Origin of the sequence: Demequina lignilytica, assembly GCF_030418305.1 — a bacterium.
GTDB lineage: Bacteria > Actinomycetota > Actinomycetes > Actinomycetales > Demequinaceae > Demequina > Demequina lignilytica.
The window spans coordinates 66,389-91,694 of record NZ_JAUHPX010000006.1; the positions used below are offsets into that span (position 1 = coordinate 66,389).

Sequence of the window (25,306 nt, forward strand, 5' to 3'; positions counted from 1 at the left end):
TTTGGGATGTAGTCGCCGCACTGCACGACGCAGGCGAGACCGACGTGGCGGCCGAGCTGCCCGACAGCGACACGTGCAGGCGGCTCCACGTCGATGAACCCTTCTTTGGCCCTGGCGTCAGCGTGAGCATCGTCGACCACCACATCACCTTCACCATCGCCACCACAGCCGCTGGCCAGCTGCGCCGCGATCTACCGGCGACGGTTCAGCCCGTCACCGCGGAGCCGACCGACCCGTCCACTACTCGCGACGACATCAACCCCATGGGAGGAAACGAATGAAGGTGGCACTGCTCGGAGACACCCACGGCAATGAGGCGTGGATTCACTACGCGCTCGAGGTCTTTGCAGACGCAGGGCTCGACACGATCATCCAGGTCGGAGACCTGGGCGTCTGGCCCGGCACTGAAGCATCGCGGAAGTGGAACCGGATCCAGACGACGCTCGAGGAACATGGGCAGACGATGTACGTCGCCCCTGGAAATCATGAGGACTACGACCAGGTCAGCCGCCTGAAGAGGCGCGATGACGGCTGGCTGCTGTTCCGAGACCGCATCCTGCTCGCACCGCGCGGCCACCGCACCGAGATGGGCGGACGCACGCTCGTGTGGACAGGAGGTGCGGCTTCAGTCGATCGCGCCTACCGCCACTACCGCCAGACCATCACAGGGATGCGGACGTGGTGGCCTCAGGAGGAGATCAGCGACGCCGACGTCCAGGCCACGACCTCTGGCGGGCATGCGGACATCATGGTCACGCATGATGCGCCGAACGGCGTGCCGTCGATCGCCGCGCGTATCGCCGGCAACCCCGGGTTCACCCTGTCTGACCTGCTCTACGCAGATGAGGTTCGCGCCCGCCTCACCGAGGCTTTCAAAGCTGTTCAACCAGCCCTTTTGCTCCACGGCCACTACCATTTCAGCGTCGACGAACAGGTCGCGTTCGACGGGTTCAGCACCCGTGTGTTCGGTCTCGCGGGGGATGAGGACCCTATGTCGTTGGGGGTGCTTGATCTTGAGTCGCTCACCCCGACGTTCCTCCCACCGCCGACAGCACTCTGAGGCGGCGGTTGAGGGCCGAGAGTCGTGGATCGCTGAGCGCCCCCGGGCTCGGCGGCCAGAAAGCCATGTCACCACGGCACGGGTCGTTGTGCGGGCACGCGGAGCGCGCACCTCCGACTGTCACCGCCAGGGTTCCGCTCAGGCGTCCCTAGTGGCCTGCTCGAGCGGCGTTGGAGGCCCTCTCGATGTCCTCGAACAGGGCGTTGGCCTCCATCAGGTCCTCGAAGGTGAGCCGGTCTACCGCGACAGCCGCGGCGAGCGCGGTCTCGATGCGCTTGTACCGGGTGGGGTGTGCGGTCGTGACTGGGGTGGCCAGTTCATCGAGGGTTCTAGGGGCGGGGTTGGTGCAGTACTCGGCTCCGCGGGTGTCGAAGTGTCTGTCGATGTAGTCGACGGTGTCGACCGCGACGCGCCGGTTCGGGCGTCGCGAGTAGATCTCTTCCAGCATGCGGACCTCGTGGTCTGGGGTGATGTCTCCGGCGGGCTGGTCGGAGATGATGCACCAGAAGCACCGGCCGCACATCTTGAGGTGGGCGAAGTGGAATCGGCGCGGCGCGCAGGGGTAGTCCTCGTCCGGGCACGCGTGATCGGTGATCACTGCGCAGGCCGTGGCGATATCGCGGGCGATTCCAGCAAGCCCCTGAGTCGTCGTGTGGTCCCACTCTCCGACACACTCCAGTTCGCGCGCGACCGGGTCATCGGCGGCCTCGGCGAGGAGCCCTGCCAGCTCGCGGTGATCCGTTAGGCGTACGAGTGGCCCTCTCCCGTCGAGGACTCGCTCCTGGATGTCCGCGAGATGGGCGACGTACTCAAATCCGTCCACGGCGACGCCGGCGCACAGTTCGCGCACGAGCCGCGGACGTCGCGTACGTTCGCTCATCCGTTCAACCGCCTCGGCGTAGGCGACCAGGATTTCCGCAGGGTCGGCAGGAAGGTCGGTAGGGCTCGGAATGCGGCAGTAGCCGTCGAGCCCAGCGATGGAGTCGCCGGTGTAGGCCCGCATGACCGTGATGGCCTTGACGTCGAGCTCCTCACGGATCGCATCCAAGAACAAACTCGCGGCATGCTGCCCGACTTGCGGCAGCCAGTACTCATCGACGGTCGGGTCGTACACCGCCATGTGGAACACCTGCAGCGCGGGATCTGCGGTGGAGAGGATTCTCCAGTCCCACTCGACATCAGACATCGCATGGTCAAGGAGCCACCGGTGGCGTGGCGTGCGCGGGAAGTCCCGATCGCGCTCAAGCGCGCGAGTTGCCGGGTCCGTAGCCGCGACGATTGCCGTGATGAAGATGCCAGGCGGCAGCCGAAAGCCGCCTTCGTTCAGCGCTGCGGCTGCATCGGGCGAGGCGAGGCGCGCAGGCGAGGGCGACGGGTCCGGGTAGTTGTCGTTCGTGGGGTCGATGGGATGGTGGGAGTGACTAGGCATCGGTGCTCTCCGGGCAACGCCACTCGCGATTCAGCCTGCGCCCGGATCGCGGGTGGCAATCTCTGGGTCGCACGTGGCTCGAAGCGCCTTGGTCTCATCTGCTCAGCCGGAGCGCAGGTCCGGCCGTGCATCGACACGGGCCCCGTACCAGGGGCCGCTTGTCCCACGCTAGCGGCTGACGCGACGATCTGCCGGACCATTCGGCTGGGGTGTCCGATGTCCGAGCCTCGACATCTCCCGCGCATCCGCCGCCCGATGCGTCGCCCGATACGGGCCCGGCAACGTCAAGACTGGGCTCATGGCTGACAACAGGCTCAACGCCCACCAGATTGCTGTTCTCGAGTGGGTGCGCGCGGGCTGCCCGGAGGACGGGGCCGGCTCGGGAAGCTCATATCGGCTGAGCGCGCGCGCCCTCGAGAGCCGAGGTCTGGTGAAGATCCGCGGTCGGGGAAGCACGTGGAGGATCGAGCTCACCGACGCGGGGCGAGCGTGGACTCAACCCACGAAGGGCGGCCCCACCGCACCCAAGCGTTCGACGGCGCTGCCGCTGGCGGGACGCGGGACAGGCACGAGAAGCGAACTCCACGGCACCCCACCGAGCGGGTCCGTCAACCCGGACGAGCTGCTCGCTGAGGTGATCGCCGCTGGCGGTGCTCTTGATCTGGTTGGCGAGGTGGACGAGGCGCTTTACCGGTCGGTGGTGAAGCGTGCGTTGAAGAGCAGTGCGCGACCGCGAGGCAAGCGCCTCGACCTGGAGTACACGGGCGGTTTCCTTCAGCGACGGTGGGCTGTGAAGTTGGTGGACTACTTCGAGGATCTGGTGGACGAGCGGGCGGTCGTGGTTCCCGCACGTGTGGGCAAGTACCACCCGGTCATACGGGAGTTCCTCGATGACAAGAAGCAGGTCGCCGTGACCCGCGCCGCTGCGCCCCGTGCGGGTCGGATCCTGGAGGCTCTTGTCCGTGCGATCGTCGAGTCCGGCGGGACAGTCGAACGCGAACGAGATCGCACAAGCCTCCACGGCGTCCCGAGCAGCGCATACCGCTTGCGTGCGACCGCGGGGTCAGGACATGTGTTCGTCGTTCACATCAGTGAGCGGCGCAAGCGCGTCACGCACGAAGTCCCCGAGAGTGAGCGCCGGTACTCGTTCGCACCGAGTCGGGTCTACGAGTACGTGCCGACGGGCGAGCTCACAGTCGGTGTCAGTCCCGTTCGGGACGCGTCGACGCGGTCCGCTGTGACCGATGGCGCGCGTGCACTTGTCGAGGTACGCCTCGGCGAGCTGATGCGGACGTTGGAGGTCGAGTGCATGTATCGCGACCTGCGCGCCCGGAAGGCTGACCTCGAGCGGCAGGCGCGCCTTCTCCGATGGGAGGTCGCGATGGAGCGTGCTCGCGCGGCGTTCCGGGAGGACTACGAGCGCCGGCACCTCAACGCGCTGGCGAGCCGTTGGGAGGAGGCGATGCGCCTGCGGTCCTTCGTTGACGCAATGACCAAACGCGCCTCCGAGAATGGCTCCGAACCGGCTGCCGACGCGACGGCGGCACTGGCACGGGCGTCGGCGATCGCAGACTCGCTCGACCCGACCAGCCGGCTGGAGTCGGTCCTGTGCGAGATTCCCGAGCCCAAGCCTGATAACCTCACGCCGTTTCTGGGCGGCCTCAGTCCCTACGGGCCCGACGGTCACAGGTGAGAGCCAGGTCAGACGCCTTCCGTGCATCGTCTGACCTGGCCACTGGGTGACGCGCTAGGTCGCTCCTCACTGGGCGCGCAGGGACTGCAGCTGGCGGCCCGATCCGTCGTCGATGGTCCAGAACGTCCAGCCGTTGCGGTTCGAGTCGACGTCCGGGCGCTCGCTCGCGACGACGGCACGCGCGGCCGCGCTCGGGGACTTGTAGCGCGAGTTCGCCAAAGCGCCGGCGGTGATCGTGATGCTGGTGGTGACAGGGTCGAAGACCCCCTTGAAGCGGGCCCCGTTGTAGTCGGCGTAGACCCCGGTCCCGTCGGCGACGGGGCCGGCCTGGGCAGCCGGAGCGGCGATGCTCGGCGCGGCCTGCGCGACAAGCTTCTCAATGACCTCGCCGACGCTCATGCCAGTCAGCTGGCCGGCAAGCTCGAGTGCGCCGTAGGTGGTGTCGTTGATCTGGACGGTTCGCACGGTGCTTCTCCTTCTCGGGTGGGTGCGTGCCATCACAATAACTCAGCACAGCAAGCCAGACAAGTATTTTTCCTATTTCCAAGAAGAGCGCTTCGGCTGATGCCAAAGGACTGACGACGGACGCCGCACCCCCTCAGTCCGCCTCACGAAATTCCCTCTTGACCCGTGCGCCCTCCATCGATATCCTGAAAAACTTTGCACCGCCCAGGACGCGGTGTGACAGGCACTGAGGGGTATCTCATGGCGAAGGCGTCAGCGGGAGGCTATGGCCAGTCTGCGAGGGGTCGTAGTGGCTCGTCGTCGGCGCAGCGCGCGTCGAACACGCGCATGTGGGGTCAGCCCGCGACAGCTGCTCAGCTGTCGGTGTTGAAGGCGCACGGCAACTACGACGGGAAGTACTACAGCAAGGGACGAGCGGGCCAGACGATCGGCCAGTCGGTCCGCAGTGCAGGCAACAGCACGGTCGCACCCGACCGGGCGACCACCATCGCCAGCCGGGCCTTGCTCGAGGCGGCGACGAACCACGCAGCACGCAGGACCGACGCCCGGGCCATCCCACCGACCACCTCGCACTCTGAGGCCATCCATGACTATGCGGCCAGCGCCGCGCCTGACCACTTCATCGTCGAGGAAGGAACCCTCATGTCCCAGCTCACCGTCACCCACCACACGATGGCCAACACCGTCGAGCTCGCTTCGACCGCATCGGCTACGGCCGTGCCGTTCGACTTCATCGCCGAGATGGAGCGCACCCACCTGGCCGCGGTCGCGGCCCAGGTCGGGGCCGGCGACCCGCGCCACGTCCACCAGCTCGAGAAGGGGTGGGCTCACGCGAAGGTCACGATGGCCACAACCTTCGCGCGCGCCCACAACGAGCTCGTTGCCATCCTGCACGAGGCTCCGGCCGGCACCATCGCGTCGATCGAGGCCGCTGCCAACGAGATCCTCTGGAACGCCTGCTCGGCAGACATCGAGAGGACCCTCATGGAAACCGCTCAGCGCACCAAGGGCACCACCAAGCCGTCCCAGGTGATCGACCTGCTCCTCACGGAGGTCAAGCACCGCGTCGAGACGGCGACCATCATCGCGCGCGGACAGGTCGAGCTCGCGACGATCCAGGCCGCCACACCGCCCTCGCCCAACAGGGGCTATGAGCCTGCCTGGGGTGAGGTCACCGGGATCAAGCCCTTCGGCGCGTTCATCCGGCTGCGCTCGGGCGAGACCGGACTCCTGCACGTGTCCGAAATGCACGTCCTCAACGGAGGAAGGCAAGTGGCGAACCCTGAGACCGTGCTGAACGTCGGCCAGACGGTGTACCTGCGAGTCACCGGCAAGAACGACGAGGGCAAGCTCAACTTCGCCCCCGCGAAGGAGGCCTGACCATGATCACCGTTTGGATTCAGGATCTTGTCGGCCACCTCATGGCCAACAAGCTCGCACCCGCCGTGACCCGTGCGGTCACGAAGGTCCTGCCCTCAGCCTCCCCCGCCACGGTGGCGAACATGGTCGACCAGTTGCTCGACCCGACCTTCCGCACCTCACAAGACCCGCGAGGTGGGACCGTTGGTGCCCGTCGCGACGGCAAGCAGTAGGTTCAGCAGGTAGGCGAGGAGGAAAGTTAAATGCGCGATGATGTGCAGGCCCAGGATTCCACGAACGGTACCGACGCGCAGCGATCCAATGCGCCGGCACCACACGCTCGCGCGATTATCGATGCGCTTGCCGTCGAGAACGTCAAGGCGTTCGCCGGGCGGCACGAGGTCCCGCTCGCGCCGCTGACACTCATCTTCGGGCCCAACGCTGCGGGAAAATCGACACTCATCCAAAGCCTGCGGCTGTTCGCCCGCGCCGTGGCCTCGGGCCGCCGCGATGCGCTCGGAGTCTTCGAAGCATGCTTCCTGGGCGAACAGTCGCCCATCGACACGCTCACCTCCGGTCACGACGAGGACCTTGCGCTCTCGGTGGGCGTCCACCTACCCGGGACCTCGCGGCATCTGGGGCTGGGGGCCAACCTTCAGTTCTTCCGCCACCCGATTGCGGATCTGATCGAGTGGAACTCTCAAATCATCGAGGACCAAGGCAGCACCGCCGTCAAGCACTTCCGCATCGATCCGGAGCCGACGAACCACGGTGAACCAGAGGCCCACTATTGGGTCGCAGTGGGCGATGGGGACCTCAAGCGGGTCCGGGCCGACCCGGACCTTTTCGCTGGCGACGACGCGCATGCGGATCGACTCTATGACTTGGCGAAACACGCGGTCTTCCTCGGACCGCACAGGGGCGATCCGCAGGCGCGCTACGAGTCCACCGGTGACTTTTTTCGGGCGTCAATCGACAGCAAGCACGTCGGCGGCCCGGACCAGTTCAACGCCATGCTCGCACGCCTGGAAATGCCGTACCAGTTCCAAGCGCGCGAGCGATTCACGCCCGAGGGACGCGTGCGAAACATCTGGCAACTCGTCGATACCCGCACCAGCGTCGACGTCGACCTCAACCAGGTTGGCTACGGCGTCGGACAGCTCTTGCCCGTCATCCAGGCATGCGTCCAGGCGTCAGAGCAGATCATCTGTATCGAACAACCCGAGCTCCATCTCCACCCGAGGCTGCAGTCTAAGACCGGAGCGCTCCTCGCCCACGCGGTCCGCAATCGCAATCAAGTGATCGTGGAGACGCACTCGGAAAACCTCCTGTTGCGGATCAGGCGACTCGTGCAGCGCGGCCTGCTGCAGCCGGACGAAGTTGCTGTGATCTACGTCGACAATGACGCAACTTCAGGAGCCTTCGCGGACCGACTTGAGTTGGGCACGGACGGGCGCTTGCTTGACCCATGGCCGACAGGGTTCTTCGACGACAGCCTTCACGACATCCTCGGGATCTCGCAGTGATCGCGCGAGTCGCGCTGGATGCGGACGCGCTCAACGCGTTCGCCGACGGCACACCTCGCTCGAGGAACGTCCACACGGCGGTCACCCGTGTACTCAGGGACCACGGAACACTCACCTTCCCCAGCACCACGGACCTTCTTGAGCTTCTGGCCGCGATTGACAACCTCGATCCCGACTCAAAGAGCCTATGGCAAGCCTCGCTGAAGGCGCTTCACACAACTAGGCGAGACACCACGCTTGCGGGCCAGACCGGAGTACACACAACCTGTGGAACCCCGCAGGGCGCACAGCGCCTCGCGGGGGAAGTTGACCTCATCGCAGTGTGCGAGGAGGTCGCGCGTAACCTCGAACTACCCCCACCGGGCCACTCGCGACTGAACGCGAGCGCCGAGGTGTCACTGCTCGAATCAGTTGCTGCTTGCGATACCGTCCGGGGCCTTGAGCAATTGGTGCGCGAGCCGAACTACCCAGAGGGGGCCTCGCGGGAGGCGATCTGGCAGTCGCACATCATGCCGCTAGCACGGGGGGCCGAACGGGTAGTCATCCGCGACCGGTACCTACTGGCAAAGTGGCCAGATCGGCGTGAGCGAGGTGTGGCCCACCTGACGTGGATTCTCGAACGACTCGATGAAGTGGTCGCACCGACCGCGCGGGTGACCATCATCGCCGCTGACTTCGAGCTCGAGCCAGCTGCGCGCCAGGATGAGGCCCATACAAGCCTCGCATCGTATTTGGCGCAGCTCCCGCTGATCTCGTCGAGTTCCCACCGTATGCAGGTCAATCTTGTCCCATGGAAGCGGTGGGCCAACTGGACGGGCGAAACAGCCAAGGCTCACAACCGCTACATCAGGTTCGACGGTTGGGCGGCGCTCGCGGTTGAAGAGGGGTTCGACCGGCTGAGCCAACCTGATGTGTGGGGCGTCGATGGGATCACCCTTCGGCGGATCTTTGCCGAGCAACCCTCACAGAAGGCGGGTACGACGGAGCTCGCTCGACGTCATCGGCAGGAACGCGGCCTCGAGGGATTGGCGACCTGGAGATGGCCCCAGCGCGAACATTGAGGATGCGCCTCGCTTGGCTCGCCGACTGCAGAGCGGCTTCGATCAGTTTTGGGACCGACCGGCCGTGCCGAGGACTTGGATGGCGCGGACCGAGCCGCCCAGTCCATCGCTGACGGCGTAGATTCATCAGCCGGCAGGGATCGGGCTCGGGCTCGGGTGCTGCACACGTAGGTCGGATGTATCGCTGGCTGGGCGGTCGCATGGAGTCCCGACAACGGAGGCAGGCGCGGCGAGCCTGGGACGGCTCACGCGCGGCACGCGCGAGCATGGTCGCGTGATCGTCACCACCACCGACAGTGTCGAGGGCCAGTCGGTCGTGCGCTATCTGCGCCCAGTTGCCGCGCAGGTTGTCGCCGGCACGAACTTCGTGAGCGACATTTTCGCCGGGTTCTCCGACGCCTTTGGCGGCAGGTCGCAGACCTACGAGAGCTACATGGCGTCGATGTACAGCCAAGTGACCGACGAGCTTGAGTCGAGCGCGGCCAAGCTCGGCGCGAACGCCGTCCTCGCGGTCCGGTACAACCTCGATTCCATCAGTGGCAAGAGCATGCAGATGTTCATGGTCCAAGCCGTCGGGACCGCTGTGGTGGTTGCGACGCCCGAGGAGGTCGAGCTCGAGGCCGCTCGCCAGGCCCAGTTGGAGGCCCAGCGGCAGGCGGAGCTCGACGAACGGCGCGGCAGGATCGAGGCCGCCGCCGAAGGGCTCGCGGGTCTTCTGAGCGATCCCGTTCTCGCACGGGAGGCCGCAGACGTCCTGCGCATGTATGGCAAGGATGTGTGCGCCGGATTCCTGATCAGGCGAGCCGGTGAGCTTGGCTTCCCTGATTTCCAGATCACGGCCGGGGAACTGCCCGACTCGCTGTAGTCACGCTCTCGGGCGGAGCGTCGATCTGCCGAACGCGCGATCGGCGCTAGCGGTCGGCGTTGTCGATCCATGTCCCCATCGTGGGGCGGCACGCGATGCTCGGGAGTGGTCGCGGCGAGCATGGCCGAAAACGGTCTACCGTCATGACTGCGGATCGACGTGTGCGCGTCTGTCCAGGTGGCCGTGACCGCCGCATCGCGTACGATCGCGCAGCGGATCGTGCGCTCAGTGCAGGGTCGATCGTGGGCGACCCGCCGAAGGCTTCGGCCGAACTTGGGAGACCATCGGTCTGCCGGGTCGGCGCAGAATCTGGAGTGAAGGACGGATCCGTGTGTCGGGCCGTCAGGAGGGGGACGTGATGTCGAACGGTGGCACTGAGCCGCAGTCGTCTACGCCCGAGCAGCTGCGCCGCGCCCGGGTTTCGACGAATCGTAGGAGTCCCGCGGCAGAAGCGGCCGCAGCGCTCCAGGAAGCGGAAGCCCTCGAAGCGTACGAGGCCGTCGTAGGCGAGTACAGGCCGGCGCTTGATCGCCTGGGCCAGGAACCCGACGAGGGTCCGGCGAGGCTCTCCGACTCCGCGAACTAGGTCGTCCCCATGGGCCACGGCTGACGAGCCCGGAACCGGCGCGCGCCTCCCGCTGGGTGGCGTTTGACCGCACGCGCTGTGAGCCATGTCAGACCCCGTGGGCACCATCACACCTATGAGTTCTATTGCACCCTCCGACACCATTCCCGGGACCCCGACGGATTCCGGTGGTGACTCGCTGTGGGTGCTGCATGCGCCGTGCGGCTGCTCCTTCGGGTGGGCGGCGTACGACGTCCCTGGCATAGGACCGCTCCTGACGGAGGACATGGTCTGGGACTTCTCGCCGAACGGAGAGGTCTACAAGGCCCGCATGCGCGCCAAGGGCTTCCGATGGGTGCTCCTGATGGCTGAGCCCAAGAACTACCGCACGGGTGACTGCACCCATGGCGACCCGTTCGAGCCCGATGTCTGGATCACTCTCGACGGATACACGTGGACCATTGGCGAGATGACCGACACGGTGCAGCATCTCGTACCGTTGACGGACGTCGACCTGATCGAGTTCTACGAGTTCGGCTACTCCGGTGCGCACGTCGCCCCGTTGTGCGGGCGCGAGGCGATTTCCCCGTGGTGGAGTGCTCTCCGCGCCGATCCGTGCCTCGACTGCGAGAAGGTGGCGAGAGATATCGCGCGCGACGATGCGCGCCGAGGGTGACGGGCACTTCTTTCACCGACGCGGCAGCCTTTACAGGCCGTGGAGCTGGCTGTCAGTCCTCGTGACGATACTGATCGCGCACGGACTTCGCGGGCCGTGTCTGACGAGGAGACACAGATGATTACCAAGACTGATCTGGAGTGGTGGCGCAACCGCGCAATGGAGCTCGACTGGGCGTTCGCGACCACATACGCGGAGGGAGCACCGCACGAGTACGTGATCGCCGACAAGACGCCCGGGTTCTCCAAAGAGGACTGCGTGCGCGCAGCCCGTGTGATCCGCACCTTTGGCGCGCCAGCGAAGTTCTATCGCGCGACGAACATCTACCTCACGCTTGACGACGGCTGGAAGTACTTTCCGCTCGATTCGGATGTGCGCGACACAAGCATCATCAACCGTGGCCGCGCGGACCACGTGTACGGCCCTCAGAACCATCCCCGCACATCTTCGGGGATCGAGTCGGCCTATGACACGTACGCGTCTCATTGGGACTCCGACTACGGCATGACGGAGGACGAGAAGGCCGCGACCGCCGACCTGGTCCGCGAAGTCTTCGGCCCGAAACTGTGGCGCACCCTGGACGTCGGGTACGGTACGGGCTTGCCGCTGGATCTCGGCTTGGCGGAACCAGTGCGGTACGTCGGCATCGACCCATCGACCGCGATGCTCAACGAACTGGTGTGGAAGCACAAGCACCTCGCAGGCGTGCACCCGATGACGTACGCCGTCGCAGAGGAACGACGCGTGCTTTGTGGGAGCCGCTTCGACACCGTGCTCGCGCTCGGCGGATCAGCGTCCTACCTGACGCCGACAGATATCGACTTGCTGCAAAGACGCGCGAAGACGGCCGTGCTGCTCATGCACTACGCACCTGGGCAATCTCCGATCACACACGATGCGCCCGCGACCGAGGACTCGCTCACGTTCGCGGGAGAGCTCGGGCAGCAGACGCGCATCGGCCGCTTCATCACAACCGTGATCTCCGCCTAGCCGCCTCGGTTTCGCACCCGCGCGGCAACCGAGCCGCCGACCACTGTCGGCCCCTGGCTCTGGGTGCGTTACTCGATGCCTCCACTGCCGGCGGCGGCGTCGAGGATTGCGCGCATCGCCTGGCCATGCGCATGCACGTGATCAAGTGTCCAGGTTGACGTGTGTCGGGTTACGCCGGCCATGATCTGGAACTTGAGGGTTTGGCGCTCCCAGCGGTACTGGCCGACCTTCGCCACCGGCGCAAGGTTGGAGCGCTGCGAGTTCTCCGACCGCGTCATGATGCAGAGGTTGCCGAATCGGTCGACGTCAGACTTCGGCCACATCGGAATCTGGCTGTCAGGATCCGGATGTTGCGGGTGGAAGTGCTCGATCGAGGTGCGGTAACGGAACTTGTAGCCCGCGACGTCCGCGCCGTGCGCGGCGGCATAGCCGTGCGGGTCGCTCCATAGGAGGTAGTCGAGGTAGTTGAGAGCGAAGTGCGGTACCGACGTACCGGAATCAAGGGAGGCCCGGTCGATCGTGGTCGCATACCGCTGCGCTGCGAGGCCCCGCAGGAAGGAGATGAAATCAGCTGGGGCTACGGCGTCTTGACGGTGAAGGTAGTCGAGGATTGCGTAGAGGAAATTCTTGTAGGCGCGGCGCGAGTCCGTGACCTGGAACATCGATTGCAGGATCACGATGTGACGCTGGTCGCCCGACATGACTGCGTCGTCGTCGAGGACACCGCGCGCAAAGGTCGCGACCGGCGTCAGCTTCCGCTTGTTGCCGGTGCGGGCAAGCCGGGCGCGGTTAAGCACCCAGTTGGAGTCGTCCTCGCTGGCGCGTGTGAGGTCGGTCTTGATGACGTACTTGTCGAACAGGTAGCGCACTCGCAGCAGCGTGAACGCGAAGGCTTCTGCTTGAGCGCGCTCCGTGATGACGCGTTCGAACTGCTCGACGAGCTTCTTGTCGTCGAGCGAGACCCAGCCGCTCACGCTCGTCTCAGTCCATGAGAAGTCGGCGCGGTACGGATCGGCGATGGCGAGGACGTGGAGAAGGAAGTTCGGGAAGTCGATGATCGCTCCGAACCGTTCGATCGCGTCGTCTTCCTTCTCGCCCGCGGCAGGCTCTGTCTCCACGGTGCCGGCGAGGATCGCCGACAAGGCGGTCGGCTTGAGCTCTCCGCCGGGCGTGGCTTTGATCGCGCCGACGATGTCGTCGAAAGACGTCGATCGGAACTCATCCCACGTGTCGCGACCGAAGAGTTCGTCTCGGATGGTTGGGGGGAACCGGCCTTGGACATGCCGGGACAGATCACTGCAGGCGTCCCACACGACTGCGAAAGCGTGAGACCGCGCGTCGGCATCGTCGTCGCCTGCAATCAGGGACATGAGGTGCGCCTTGGCGATCTCGTGCTTCTCGAGCTGTTCGCCGCGGCTGTTCATGACCTCGAAGTAGTGGTTGAGATCGGTTCTTACAGGCAGCGCGGTGCGCGCGACCTTCACATGGTCGATCAGGTACGAGAGATCGTCCGGGGTGAAGTGGCCCGTCTCGACGGCGGCGCGGACAGTCTCGACTGCGACTCGGATGCCCGCGACGGCGAGATCACCAACGACGGTTTTGTCGCCGTCGCGAGCCACGATGGCGAGGTCGCGTGTCGAGCTCTTCCGACCCTCGTAGGACAGAACGCCGCGCTCGGGCTGGACATCGTGCAGGTGGCTGAGGGTCGACAGGATGATGAAGAGCGTGGTGAGGCGCTGCTGACCATCGACGACTTCGAACTGCAGGTCATCGCCGGTGATGTCGTGGCCGCGGTGGGTCACCAACGACCCGATGTAGTAGCTCGCCGCTCCGCGCCGCCGGTAGTCGGCGACATCTTGAAGCAGCGTGAGGATCTGGGTCTCTCCCCAGGCGTAGGCGCGCTGATACACAGGCACGACGTAGCGTCCACTCCTGAATACCTCGCGGACGGTGAGAGGTTCAATGTCGTGGCCGACCTCGGCGGTGCTCATGCGTTGGCCTCCGAGTTGTCGTAGAGGAAGTGCAGCTCGCCGTACCCGTTGGTCTTCGGAGTCGGGCGAGGCCGGCGCAGGAAGTCTTGAGCCCGAAGCGACCGCCGGAGTGCGGCGAACAGGTTCTCTTGGGGCAAGCCGTCGGACTCGCGCTCTCCCAGCGCATACTTGTTGATCATCTGCCGGGTGACACGCTGCTGCTGGACGCGGGGAGCCATCGCATATCGGGCCAGGAGCATGGCGGCGCGGTCGAGGTCTTGGTCATCGAAGCGGTCGACGTAGTGGAGCAGCAGGGCGTCGAAGAGGTTCCGCACGAGCCGGTGCGTCTCGCGTTTCTGCATGGGCTCGAGCTGGCTGATCACGTGTTCCGCGCCCGGGATCAGGTGGGCGTTCTTCGATGCTTCGTCGTCGCGGAAGAGGCCGCACCGCAGTCCAAGCTCCCAGTAGTGGCGAACCATGAGGAAGAAGGTCTCACCGTTGATGACTGGCTGATCGATCTGGAACGGGTACTTCACGGGAGCCATCGCGCCGTAGCGGATCAAGGTGGCGTTCTCGTTGCCGAAGTCGTCGGTGTAGTTCTTGGCGTACAGGAATGGCATCGCCCAGTGGTTCTTGGCGTTGCGGGTGTCTGCCTCGCGGATGCCTTTGAACGTGTCGATGTGTTCGTCACCGAAGCCGGTGCTTGGCACCGGGAGGTGGTTCGACCACTGCTTGATCTTGAACAGGTAGTCGGAGAACAGTTCGTTGATGGATTCGGGTGGAATTTCCTCCCACATGCGCACCATGGCGAGTCGTTGCTCGGCGGTCGTGTGTTCGAGGCTCATCTCGCGGATGTGGAAGGCCTTGAGCAGGTCGGTGGGGTACAGCGCCTTGCCGCGGGTGTTCTGCGAGTCGAACATCTGGAACGCCTCATCGACGTGGGACAGCGTCAGCACGACCACTTCGCAGCGATCCAGGAACGCTCGCGCCCACTCTTCAAGGTCGGCCCGGCGCGCGAGTGCGTCCACCAGATACGTGTGGTTCTCGACGATGTTTGCGCGGCTGACGTCGAGACCGACGGCTGGGATGTCCGGATCCACGATCGGCACGGTGAGGGTCCCGAGGCCGCCCTTGGAGGCGAGGACCTGTGCGATCAGGCAGAACGTGATGAAGCGTTGCTGCCCGTCCACGATCTCGAGGCGATCGTTGTTGGCGTGCAGGATCACGGTGCCGATGCGGTAGCGGTCGTACGCGCGAAAGGTATCGATGTCGTCGATCAGCTGCGCGACGTTTCGCACCGTCCACTTGTATGGGCGCTGATAGTCGGGAACCCGCAGGTCGTGGGCAAGGAGGTCTCGCACCTTGATGAGCCCCGTCGTCATCCACGAGTCAGTCGTCGCGACGCCCTGACCCTCATCCCCCATGTCGGTCATAGTTCGCATCCTGCCAGCCCACCCGTGCCGCATCTCGCGCGGCACGCGCGGCCCCGGCGTTCGTAGGCGGTGTGCAGACAGCATCCCGGTGCGCCGCGACAACACGGCAGAACACAGGTTGCTACGCCAACCTAGTTGGGATCGTGCTCCTTGAACCCCTGGACGTAACTGTCAGCATCGGGGTAGCCGAGCGTTTCGCCCAGCACGCGGTCTTGCCAATTGAGTTCCCTGTGCGCTCCGTACCATTGGTGCTGCACTTGCCGAAGTGTCGGTTCGGGCCCCTCGTACGAACCTAAACTCGAACGAGGAGCCGGCATCGACTTGGTTTGGTTAACGCGAATCGCGTGAACCCAGTCAACGGCATCTGCTACTTGGAACTTGATCTGTAGATCTCCGTACACATGTGGCCTGCACCACTCCCATCGGCCGCCGACGTACGCCCCTGGACCTCTACGCCGTTGCCCGGAGAGCCAGGTCAATGCAAGAATCGGCGCTCCATTGCTCGCGGTCGTCACCTCCGGCTCAATGCCGTCTAGGGGAAGCCATTCCTTTTGGCGACCCCATCGCCGAAACTCAACAGCGTCGACGCTGAGTGTGAGTTGGCCCCACGAGTCTCGACACTTGACTCGTTCTCGGAGTAGCCGCGCGGGGATGTCGCCCGTACCTCGGGACACTACGGCCTGTCGAACGTACTTGTCGTCGTCTCCGGCGAGCAGTGTCACGTCTGCGACGGTCAGGTTGGGATTCGCGGCCGCAGATTGCCGAATCCAGCCCCATGGGTCTCGCACCAATCGCGCGAGAACGTCGAGTGGCAGGCTTGGATTACTTGCGGCAGCGCACCGTACCTGCCAATCGGAATCGCGTGCGAGGTCACGTAATGAGTCAGCCTCGCATTTCGGATCGGCGGCACGCGCGCTCCTCTCCCGCTTGGCTCGCTCCGCGGCCTCCTCGGCCCAGCGCGCGTGCAACTTCTCGATCCGGCGCTGCTCAAAGTCTCCCGCCGCCATAGTGCGCTCCTGCCACCTCTCGTCAACTTGAAAGCAGGCTTTCCGGCGAAATTACTATGAAGAGCGACGCGGGTCGCCCGCCCGGCCCGATGACGCCAATCGAGTCCGAGACCGCCTACGCTACCCAACACCTGGCCCGCGCGGCCTGACCACCCCGGTCAACCGATCTTGGGGGCAAACCCTCCCGGCTGCGGGTCGCACCGGAATGATCCAAGGATGGAGACCGTGAGCACGCCTGACGTCGACCGCATGGTGCGCCTTGAGACCGAGTTCCGGGTGGCGTCGGGGCTGACCGACCGCCGCTTCTACAAGATCTTCTACTCGGCGATTGCCCCGGCACCGCTCCTCGTCATTGGGTTCAACCCGGGCGGAGAAACTGACGGTACTGACCTGAACGCCTCGGAGTCGTTCTACGAGAACTGGGAACACGACTACGTCGACTTCCGCGGCTACGGCAACGCGTACACGCTGGCCGGCCGCGCCTACGACACCTTGACGGAGGCGCTCCAGACCTCGTCCGAGGACGACATCCGACGGATCCCGGCGACGAACGTCATTTTCCGACGCTCGCGACGTTCCTCGGGTCTCTGCCTCCCGGATCGTGCCGCGGCGCACGAGAGTGCGCCCGTTCTCGCCGGGATCCTGCGCGCGGTCGACCCCGAAGCGATCCTGGTCTTCGGCTCGAAGGCGTTTCGCGCCTTCGTCGGCGAGCACTGCGTGCGGGGCTCACTCGTCGTGAATGCGGAACCGCCGCAGCTCTTCGCGCGGAACGGCACACACTTTGCCTGCATGTTCCGCTCCGCGTCCGCTCACGTCACCGCGCTTGGACGCGAAGTCCCTCTCCTCGTGGTCGGCCACCCCTCGACCTACGCCACCCGCGACGTCTGGCGTGATGTCGTCGCCTCGCTCCGTGACGAGCTCGTACGCCTCGGAGTCTCACCGGTGGGAGGCGGCGAGCGCGATGCGGTTGTCCGCCCGACGCTCGCGCTGACGGCGCAGGCGGCCGGCGCAGACACGCCGAATGGCCCAGAGCCGGGGCACACGCCCCCAGCCGACGCCGCGCCGCGGTTGCCCGTCAGGACGTCGTCGAACCCCGGATCTCAGGTCCGTCAGTCCGAGGTTGGACCTCTCCGCGCCGTCTGCGCCCTTCTCGGGCTCGAAATCGAAGAACCCGACGCGCCATATCCAGGCCGCGGCAAAGTCGTCCGCCTCGCCGGGGACCGACGGGTCTACATCAACGCAGGGCACGTCGACGTCAAGGCACGCGCCCACGAGATCGCAGCCTGGGACGCCGACGGCCTCGGAAACACCCGGCCCGATAACGCCCTCTACCTCCGCGTCATGCTCGATTCAAACGGCAACCCGCTGACGGCGTCACGATCACGGTGAGCGGAGGCGAAGGCGTCACCTCAGCCCACTGCGGTACGTGGGTCCTTCAGCACTGAAGCGCTCCTCGCCCCACCTCACCTCATGCAGGACACCTCACGCACCCGGCCTACTGGCACGCCTCCACGGCGAGCTCGGAGTGCGAGGAACACTCGAGGTCGAAGGGGCCTCCGACGCTTACCTCGAATCATCCCAACCGGCACCTGCCTGACACGGAGATTGAGCGGAACGACTATCAAGCCAATTCACTCACCGCAACCAGGCCGTGACTTCCACGAGTCGTGAGATCTCGGGAGTGCCGAGCGGGTCAAGGTGAGCCAACTTGTTTCGCGCCTTGCGCAGCACATGCGCCGTGTCCGTGAACTGGGGTGCGGTTTTGCCCAGGGTCCTCACGAGGATGAAGGCCAGGGGGCCAATCTCAACGACGTCACCGCCGTCCTCCAGCGAGTTCGAGGACGCGTCGTATAGGCGCACCTGTTCGGCGAAGCGTTCAGCACCGAGCCTCTCTCTCGTTGCTTGAACGAGCCGGATTCGCTGCAGTTCTATCCATGGCAAGAGGACCCGCACCTGCGCTTGCCAGATCAACCGGTCAACGTCGCTCCTCACCAATCCCGGGCCCGCGGGAAGCAACGTCATCGCCCCGTGCCAGAACTCGACCATGCCGCGGTTCCAGTCCTCGGCACACCCCGCGGGAGGCTTGATGCGATGGTCGCTAGCGAAGCTGGGTAGGTCGCCGCTGGGGCCCTCTTCTCCTACCGCAACTAGGCCCAGCAGGTGACCCGGGCTGCCGTCCCAGCCCTTCCATAGCGCGAGCGCGCGAGAGAGATTCCACCGCGCTGCCTCGATCACGGTTTCGAGGCGAATCTCGGACGCAAGCGAACTGAAGTCCCGTGCCGGGTCATGCAGCTTGAGCCACGCGGCGACGTCCCACCGGGCGACTCGATTCCAGAACCACACCGTGCGGAGCGCGACCCCCCCGCTTGCGTCACCGGCACGCGCCAGACCGTCGTCCAGACCGGCGAGAACGACGAATGTCGCGCGGTTCTCTACGGACACTGCACGCGACTCGGCATCGAGGCGGCGCAGGAGGTCCGCGAGTTGCTTCCGATGCCGGCTATCCAACTCCGATGCGTCGAGGACAAAGGCTCGTCCGGCAACCTCGTCGTGAGTCAGCAGTTCCGGCAACGTCGCTACGTCGTCTCCGAGGTAGACGGCGTCGCTCAGCGCCGCGACAAGGTCTGACGCATCCGGATCGAATACCGAAAGCGCCCTCGCACGCACTAGCTCCGCGATTCGCTCCCTGAGGTCCGCGCGAAGGTTCGCATCGGCGAGCATCGTCTCAGGGAGGAGCACGAGCGTGTGCTGCCCACGGGTTGCGGCTTGCGCGACGTCGCGCACGAACGACGCCGGTCCCGAGAGGGACCAAACCGAAGTGCCCTCCATCATCGAAGAAGTTGCGCCGCCGCGGTCACCACATGCGCGTCAACGAGCACTCCGTTGTCGACCCACTCAACGGCGTCGACCAGTTCGAGGTGCTCGATTACCTCCACGGCAGGGTGATCTGAGTCGTCGATCAGATCCAGCAGCTCCGGCGTGAGCGGCGGGAGCGCCATGAGGCCACGGCTGGTCGATTCTCCGAACTCCTTCACCCACGGAAGGATCCACTCGGGCCGCACTCCAGTGCTCTGAAGGAAGTGGCGCGCGAGCTCTGGATCCCTGACAACCTCGATGGCCTCTTCGAGCGCGGCGTCTCGCGCCTGTCCGCCGGCGACCAGACCCAGCGCCTTCTCGACGAGTTCGGGCCACCCGCCCGTTGCCTGCCTGAGCGCTTCGCGCTCGCCCTGTGTGGAGAATCCGGAGTCCTGGATCGTACGCAAGCCGTCGGTTGTCCACCGCGCAAGCCTGATGGTCGGGAACCGCTCCCCGTATGCGTTGACGTCAACCGGTCCGTCAATAGCCGCGATAACTGTAGCGTCGGCCCCTGGCGTGTTCGAGAGCTTCCGGATGGCCTGCTGACACGCCTCCGTGGACAGGTGCGAATCGAGCAGGTCAAGGATGATGTGGCGCTCCAGATCACTGCGGAGCCGCTGGCTCAGGTGCTGCGGTGTCACTCGCGTGGATGGCGTGCTGCGTTGCTCTGCGGTCTCCAGGAGTGTCTGCGCCACTCGAGCGATACCGAGGGCTTCTGTACCGATCACGAACTGGATCGGGTCCGTGCGATCCAGCAGACGAGCCAGATCCGCGTCGGCGAGCGGCGAGCGAACGTCACCTCCCGAGGATTCGCGCGGCCGGATAATCCGCCTATTGAGCGCCGGGTTGTAGGTTGGAGCGACCTCAAGGCCTTCTGCGACCTCGAGGAGCTCCTCCTCGATCTGCTGCCGCGTGCCGAGCAAGGATCGGATGTTCGGGCTCCGCAGTACGTAGTCACCGGTCTCGCGCCGATGAAGCACACCGAGCCCCTTCATCTCATCGAGGTATCGACGGAACTCCGCACTGGAGATCGCGCCTTGCGCGAACCCTTGCGGCCAGTAGTCGGCGCACGCGAGGTGAAGGTCTCGAGGTGAGAAGGCAGTACCGGCGTCCGCCTCGAACGACAGCACGGCCGTGACCAAGGCGATGACGCGATACCGGTTGTCGAGGTTGATCGTCCAGTGAAAGCGCTCTCGGATGCCCTCGCGCACCTCGGGCTTGGCGTAGACGTCCTCGACATCCTGGGTGGTGATCTGGATTCGCCCGCCACCCTTGGTGAGTCCGCGCTCGCTCATGTGATTGACGAGCGCCTCGCATGCGATCTGGATGAGGCTTGCCTGGTAGTTGGTGAGGAGCAGTAGCCGCCAGATCGTCTCGCTGCTGGCGAACTCGTAGCCAAGAGCTCGCAGCGGATCATTCACGAGGTTCTGCGCCTCACTGGGCGTCAGGGGACCGATCAGCGTGTCCCGGCCGCCATGCGCCACTGGAGTGTTCGGCATGTCGTGGAATCGCTGCACCTGGTGGAGTCCAGCGAACACCGGCTTGAACCGACGATGCGAGTTCTCCATCAGCCCCTTGAGGCGCTGGAGGACGGGGAACCCGCCGAGCCCACCACTAGCCGTCTCGCTCGCGTCTTCCGTCAGGAAGTTGTCGGCTTCGTCGAGCAGCAGCAGCAGACGTCGAGAAGGATCGGACTCGAGCCATCGCTCAATCCCTGCGACGACGTTGTCGGCGGTCCACTTCTGGCGCTGTGCAGAGAGGACGTCCGCCTTGATGAGCCTCTGCGCCAGCTCCGGCCATAGTGCCGAGGCACGTTGCGCCTCGCCGATATTGGCCGCCTTCAGGTCAAGGTAGACGGCCGTCGTTCGCCCGGCCGACGTGGACCCGTTACCGTCGCGCTGGCCGTTGAGGCCGCGCTCGACCTTGCGGAGCAGGGCGGACTTGCCCAGTTGCCGACCACCGTAGACGAACATCGACCCGGATGCGTCGATGATCTCCTTGCGTTCTCGCTCGCGACCGACGAATACCTCGTCGGGCACCTCACCGCCAGCGAAGGGCGCGTACGGGTTGATGGTGGTGAAGGGAAGTGTGACGCGCTGCGTCGCCTTCCACGTGGGCTCGGATCTCGTCGACAGCCACGCGATCACTGCCGCATCGATGATCATGGGCGAGAAGGACGTGCCGCGGCGGGTTGTGAGGCGACGCAGTTGGGTGCGCTGGTCGACTGAGAGCACTCCGAAGTACAAGATGATGTTCGGTTCGTTCTGCCGGTCTGTATCCACATACTGGAGAAGCTTCTGCGGATCATGGACGTCGTCCCACACAAGAGTGAGGTCGAATCGTCCGTGAGCCTTGCTACCGAAGAGCGGCACGTAGGACCCGTCAATCGGGCTAGCCCCGACGACGAATGAAGCGAAGTCGGCTCGCCGGCTGCGTCCCTGCTCACGGAACCAGCCGCTCGCGTCAGGAACGAGTCCGAGCATTCTCAACACACTGGTCAGATTCTCTTTGAACCGCCTGCCTTGCTTCTCACGCTCCAAGTCACCCCACGCGCGAAGGCCTGCACCGAGACGCTCGTGGGTTGGAGTCGTCACTGCGCCCAGGTGGACACGTGCTCTCTCGATCGACGAAGACCGATCTCCCCGCTTCGCCTCCGCTGCTTCGACCACGTCAGGAAAGAACTCTGCGAAGTCATCGGATTCAAAAGAATCCGCTACCGGCAAGGGCTCGCCATCTTCGGCGAACGTCAGGTACTCGACGGCAAGCGGCTCATCGCCGGAGTCGATCAGGCGAAGGATGCGGGTCCGGTCCGTCTCATCGACGACGCGGTGTGCCCGCTCCCGCAGGTTCGTCTGCACTCCGTCCAGGAGTGACATCGCGCTTTGCGCCACGTCGTCCAATGCTTGGAGCGCCAGGTCATAGCGGCGCTCGTCGTGGACAGTCGATGCGCCAGCAAGCTGCGCGGTCGCTCCGACGACGGCGTCCCTTCCCTTCGGTTCGCCCTTGCTGTCAACACCGAGCGCCTGGACTCGGGCGACAAGGCGGGCGGTCTCCGAGTAGCGGATGCGAAAGCGCTTCGCCGACAGCGCCGCGGAGTCACGAAGCAAGTCCTCAAGCTCCTCGCTTCGCTCGATGCCCTGCCTGTCGATCCACTGTTCCGCAGCCTCTCCGTTGCCACGTTCGAGGTAGCCGCGCGCGACCTCCATCGGATCGCGAGGACTTCTCAACGCGTCAAGCTCATGCATCTCCGGATCGCGGGCCAGGTTGCCGCGCTCGTCGCGCTCAACTTCGAAGAGCGGTGCCATCTCCTGAGCAAGTGCGGCAGCAAAGGTCTCCGCAGACGCGACCCCGTCTTCACGCAGCCACTGGATCAGCCGTGCGATCGCGGCGTCGCCAACGCTCCGCACCTCAAACTCGGTCAAACTGTCGCAGGCTGCAAAGAACTCACTCGCGCCTGCATCGTTGCGACCGGCACGCACGGCCGCAATGGTCTCAGCCCGCAGTTCGCTCACCTGCTCGGAGAGTGCTTCAACGTCATCAAAGTACGAGAGCATGCGCTGACGAGCGCCCGCTTCGACCTCCTGGCGTAGCTGAGTGCGCACGCTGACGTGTTCGTCCGCATACGCGATCAGGCGGGCGCGCGCGTCCTTTCCAGAGAACTGCCGGGCTCCCTCGCGCAGTCGATCCCAGGTCTCGCGAGGCACGGCTACTCCCGCCGCTTCGTTCTCGGCGGTCTCGGCCAGAAGGTTGAGGTGGGTTCCGATTGCCTCGTTGTTCCGTGCAAGGAAGTGCATGATCTTGGAGGCACGCTGGTAGTTGATCTTGGAGTTTGCGATCGCGGCGAGGGTCTCACGCGCGCTGGTCGCGAGGCTCGTCCAATGATCCGATGCTGGGGCAGCGTCAGGCTTGACCGTCGGACGTTCGAAGTTGCGTGCTGCGAACTGGATGATCTCCTCAAGTGCTCGCGCTTGCGGGTAGCCTTCGAAACTGATCGAGCTCGACAGGCTCCCGATCTGTCCGGTGGGGTCGTACCCGAGCGACAGTGCCAGTCTCGTTGACGCGGCAAGCAGCAACCGAAGGTCGCCTCCGCTCAGTGTCGCGACCGCGTCGGCGTCGGGCCAGATGTCCGCCAGGTCGGTGGCGAGACGCCCGGGCTTGCAATTCCAGGCCGCTGCGAACGCCCTGAGCGCAGCCACGCGCTCTGTCGCCGTTCCGGTCCGCTCCGCGACCATGTACGCGAGGAGTTCGCGACCGTCTCGGACCAGGCACGCGATGTCCGACGGAGACTCGCCCTGCCACGGGTCCTCGCGAGCCACTCCGGCGTACTCGGGCGACTCGACAGCATCAGATGCGACTTCAGCAGCCAGCCCGCCGCTGCCACGCGACACATTGCCGACGCTGGCCGCGTTGTCGTCGCCAGGTTCATCCGCAACAACCTCAGTCGAGCCCAGCTCGATGCCCTGGCCGGTCGCGTCTAGGGACGAATCCGGCGGCCCTTCGGAGTTGGTGCCGTCGTCCGAGGCCGCATCATCGTCCTGCTCGGTCGCCTCCGCACGGGCAGCTCGGTCGCCGCTCTGCGAATCTTCCAGTGCATCGGTCGCCGATTGCTCTGTGCCGGAGGTCTCCGAATTCTCGACGCGCGCAGTCCCCGAAGCCTCGGCGGCAGTGGGCTCCTTCGCATCATCGGGAGAATCCTCATCCCCGTTCATTCCGACGTCCAACCTGGGCACAGTGATGAGGCCGCGTCCGGCGGCCATCACGAGTACCGGGTGGTCGGGAAGGCCCTCGGCGGCGAGCGTCTGAGCCTCAAAGGTCGCCCCTAGCCCGCCTGACGCGCCTTCGGCAGGCTCGGATACGAGGTCAATGAGAGTCAGCAGCGCCTCGAGGCCTGCATCGCTGTCGTGCTGCGGCATGCGTGATGCCTCGTCTGCCTTCGCAGCGACGGCGTCGATGTCGCTCGCAAGCTCGTCGGGGCCCGTCATCTCAACCAGGCGACGGAGCCATGCGCGCGCTGGGTCGATGAAGTCGCGACGCAAGTCTTCGAGCACATCTCGCAGTTCGTCGCGGCCGCGCGCACCGTATTCGTCCGCAGCAGCGCCCAGAGCGTCCAGGAACCCGTGCAGTCGCTCGAGTTCGTCCGTCGATGGCATCGTGCCCTCAGCGAGGGCAGCGGCAACCCCGGCTGAGTCCTCGATCGCTCCGTCCCAACGCTTCCCAATCAGTTCCTCAAGTTCCTCCAACCCGAGGGTGTCTGCGAGTTCGCGGTCTGCGTGCATATGCCCAGGCTCGAACTCCACAACCGAATTGGCTGAAGGTTGAGCCGGCGACGTGTCGGACTCCACCACCCGGGCGCTCACCGAAGAGCCATCAGCGGCTCCCTCAAGCAAGGCGCGCACGTCCGCTCGCGTTGGAGGCGCTTCCGGCAGTGAGGGGTAAGCCGAGGCGAGACTCCCGTATGCCTCGCGCGCCGCAGGCACCGTGTCTGCAAGGAGAGCCAACGCGAGCGCGCCCCGGGATTCACCGGAATGCGCGGCCTGCAGGAGTACCAGGTCGCCGAGGGGATCCTCATCGAGACACAGGGCGACGAGGCCCTCGAGTACGACGCGAGGCACTTCAGTTTCGAGGTCGATCTCCGATGCGTCGCACTGCAGCAGCGCAGTGGCAACGTGCTCGGGGACCTGCGCCGCGTTGACCGGATGTGCCGACGCCAACGCATCAAGTGCCCTTGTCTGCATTGAGCCACCCGGCGTCTGGAGGTGCTTCAGGAAGGGAGCGACCACCTTTGCATCAAATTGTCCTCCGCTGGGCAGACCGATCGACTCCCGAAGCCTCTTGACCGTCTTCGGGGACCACACGCGCCCAAGTGCGGTGAGCGCGCTCGGATTGACGTTGTTGGCCATTTCCGATGCCAGTTCGGCGATTGGCATTGCCTCGGCGATTTCTCCCTTTGTGGGCCACTCACCGCGCTCCCCCACCGAATTCGCGCGTGCGGAAAGACCCGACCCAGAAATTGACAACCGATACCCCCCAGGCATAGCGAGCTACAGCGCTCGAATTGCACCCTACTCGCCTTCGTGGGGTGCGGCGCAACCACCCGTTCGAGGCGTTTCTACATGTTTGCAGCGAACTACCCGCCCCTGGCCCAAACACCTGCGGGGCTCCCTGATCAGCACACATTCTGTATGCACCCGCAATCGCATGGCGAAGCGTTGCCTCGCGCCATGGAGCACCGAGAATGCTGCGCAGTGGGCGTGGGTCGCCGGCAAGTGCCCGGAGCGTTTGCGCCGGCCAACACGCCAACGGGGACCGCACCGGGCTCATGCCCGAAACGGATGCCCGCCGAGCGCTCGA

At 65.2% G+C, this 25,306-nt stretch carries 18 protein-coding genes; 11 read left to right on the plus strand and 7 right to left on the minus strand.

The window, feature by feature from the left end; genetic code table 11:
* The first annotated feature begins 44 nt into the window (after nt 1-44).
* Both QQX10_RS10625 and QQX10_RS10630 read left to right on the plus strand, forming a co-directional pair.
* A complete protein-coding gene (locus tag QQX10_RS10625) occupies nt 45-281 on the plus strand; it encodes a hypothetical protein (protein WP_301120719.1) in 237 nt (78 codons plus the stop codon).
* Nucleotides 278-1,060 carry a metallophosphoesterase family protein gene (locus QQX10_RS10630; RefSeq protein WP_301120721.1) on the plus strand — a complete coding sequence of 261 codons (783 nt, stop codon included), beginning with the start codon at nt 278-280 and terminating at the stop codon, nt 1,058-1,060. Before QQX10_RS10625 ends, QQX10_RS10630 begins: the two co-directional genes overlap by 4 nt.
* A 148-nt stretch (nt 1,061-1,208) precedes the next feature.
* Here QQX10_RS10630 and QQX10_RS10635 read toward each other — a convergent pair whose 3' ends face one another.
* Nucleotides 1,209-2,489 (minus strand): hypothetical protein, encoded by a 1,281-nt coding sequence (locus QQX10_RS10635; protein WP_301120722.1) that lies wholly within the window; start codon nt 2,487-2,489, stop codon nt 1,209-1,211.
* Nucleotides 2,490-2,787: 298 nt separating this feature from the next.
* Between QQX10_RS10635 and QQX10_RS10640 the strand changes: the two genes are divergently transcribed.
* Nucleotides 2,788-4,182 carry a hypothetical protein gene (locus tag QQX10_RS10640; RefSeq protein ID WP_301120724.1) on the plus strand — a complete coding sequence of 465 codons (1,395 nt, stop codon included), beginning with the start codon at nt 2,788-2,790 and terminating at the stop codon, nt 4,180-4,182.
* 66 nt (nt 4,183-4,248) lie between these two features.
* Here the strand turns inward: QQX10_RS10640 and QQX10_RS10645 are convergent, their stop codons facing one another.
* Nucleotides 4,249-4,647, minus strand: a complete 399-nt coding sequence (locus QQX10_RS10645) for a hypothetical protein (protein WP_301120726.1) — start codon at nt 4,645-4,647, stop codon at nt 4,249-4,251.
* 327 nt (nt 4,648-4,974) lie between these two features.
* On the opposite strand from QQX10_RS10645, the gene QQX10_RS10650 reads away from it, so the two are divergent.
* From QQX10_RS10650 to QQX10_RS10680, 7 genes are all read left to right on the plus strand, one after another.
* Nucleotides 4,975-6,027, plus strand: coding sequence for a S1 RNA-binding domain-containing protein (locus QQX10_RS10650; protein WP_301144555.1), 1,053 nt, complete (start codon nt 4,975-4,977; stop codon nt 6,025-6,027).
* Between the two features lie 2 nt (nt 6,028-6,029).
* Nucleotides 6,030-6,239: a hypothetical protein gene (locus QQX10_RS10655; RefSeq protein ID WP_301120729.1), complete on the plus strand. Its 210-nt coding sequence runs from the start codon at nt 6,030-6,032 to the stop codon at nt 6,237-6,239.
* A 30-nt stretch (nt 6,240-6,269) separates the two neighbouring features.
* Nucleotides 6,270-7,532 carry an AAA family ATPase gene (locus QQX10_RS10660; protein ID WP_301120731.1) on the plus strand — a complete coding sequence of 421 codons (1,263 nt, stop codon included), beginning with the start codon at nt 6,270-6,272 and terminating at the stop codon, nt 7,530-7,532.
* Nucleotides 7,529-8,593, plus strand: coding sequence for a hypothetical protein (locus tag QQX10_RS10665; protein WP_301120733.1), 1,065 nt, complete (start codon nt 7,529-7,531; stop codon nt 8,591-8,593). The genes QQX10_RS10660 and QQX10_RS10665 overlap by 4 nt, the downstream gene beginning before the upstream one ends.
* Before the next feature lie 274 nt (nt 8,594-8,867).
* Nucleotides 8,868-9,458 (plus strand): YbjQ family protein, encoded by a 591-nt coding sequence (locus tag QQX10_RS10670; RefSeq protein ID WP_301120735.1) that lies wholly within the window; start codon nt 8,868-8,870, stop codon nt 9,456-9,458.
* An 851-nt stretch (nt 9,459-10,309) separates the two neighbouring features.
* Nucleotides 10,310-10,699, plus strand: a complete 390-nt coding sequence (locus tag QQX10_RS10675; RefSeq protein WP_301120737.1) for a hypothetical protein — start codon at nt 10,310-10,312, stop codon at nt 10,697-10,699.
* 117 nt (nt 10,700-10,816) lie between these two features.
* Nucleotides 10,817-11,689 carry a class I SAM-dependent methyltransferase gene (locus QQX10_RS10680; protein WP_301120739.1) on the plus strand — a complete coding sequence of 291 codons (873 nt, stop codon included), beginning with the start codon at nt 10,817-10,819 and terminating at the stop codon, nt 11,687-11,689.
* Between the two features lie 68 nt (nt 11,690-11,757).
* Here the strand turns inward: QQX10_RS10680 and QQX10_RS10685 are convergent, their stop codons facing one another.
* From QQX10_RS10685 to QQX10_RS13655, 3 genes are all read right to left on the minus strand, one after another.
* Nucleotides 11,758-13,680 (minus strand): DUF262 domain-containing protein, encoded by a 1,923-nt coding sequence (locus QQX10_RS10685; protein ID WP_301120741.1) that lies wholly within the window; start codon nt 13,678-13,680, stop codon nt 11,758-11,760.
* Nucleotides 13,677-15,092, minus strand: coding sequence for a DUF262 domain-containing protein (locus QQX10_RS10690; RefSeq protein ID WP_301120743.1), 1,416 nt, complete (start codon nt 15,090-15,092; stop codon nt 13,677-13,679). The genes QQX10_RS10685 and QQX10_RS10690 overlap by 4 nt, the downstream gene beginning before the upstream one ends.
* A gap of 131 nt (nt 15,093-15,223) precedes the next feature.
* Complete coding sequence (locus QQX10_RS13655) at nt 15,224-16,099, minus strand: hypothetical protein (RefSeq protein WP_367281275.1); 876 nt, start codon at nt 16,097-16,099, stop codon at nt 15,224-15,226.
* A gap of 225 nt (nt 16,100-16,324) precedes the next feature.
* On the opposite strand from QQX10_RS13655, the gene QQX10_RS10695 reads away from it, so the two are divergent.
* Nucleotides 16,325-17,488, plus strand: coding sequence for a uracil-DNA glycosylase family protein (locus tag QQX10_RS10695; protein WP_301120745.1), 1,164 nt, complete (start codon nt 16,325-16,327; stop codon nt 17,486-17,488).
* Between the two features lie 246 nt (nt 17,489-17,734).
* On the opposite strand, the gene QQX10_RS10700 is transcribed toward QQX10_RS10695, so the two are convergent.
* Complete coding sequence (locus tag QQX10_RS10700) at nt 17,735-18,883, minus strand: hypothetical protein (protein ID WP_301144556.1); 1,149 nt, start codon at nt 18,881-18,883, stop codon at nt 17,735-17,737.
* Nucleotides 18,884-18,927: 44 nt separating this feature from the next.
* Nucleotides 18,928-24,882, minus strand: a complete 5,955-nt coding sequence (locus QQX10_RS10705; protein WP_301120749.1) for a hypothetical protein — start codon at nt 24,880-24,882, stop codon at nt 18,928-18,930.
* Nucleotides 24,883-25,306: the final 424 nt, after the last annotated feature.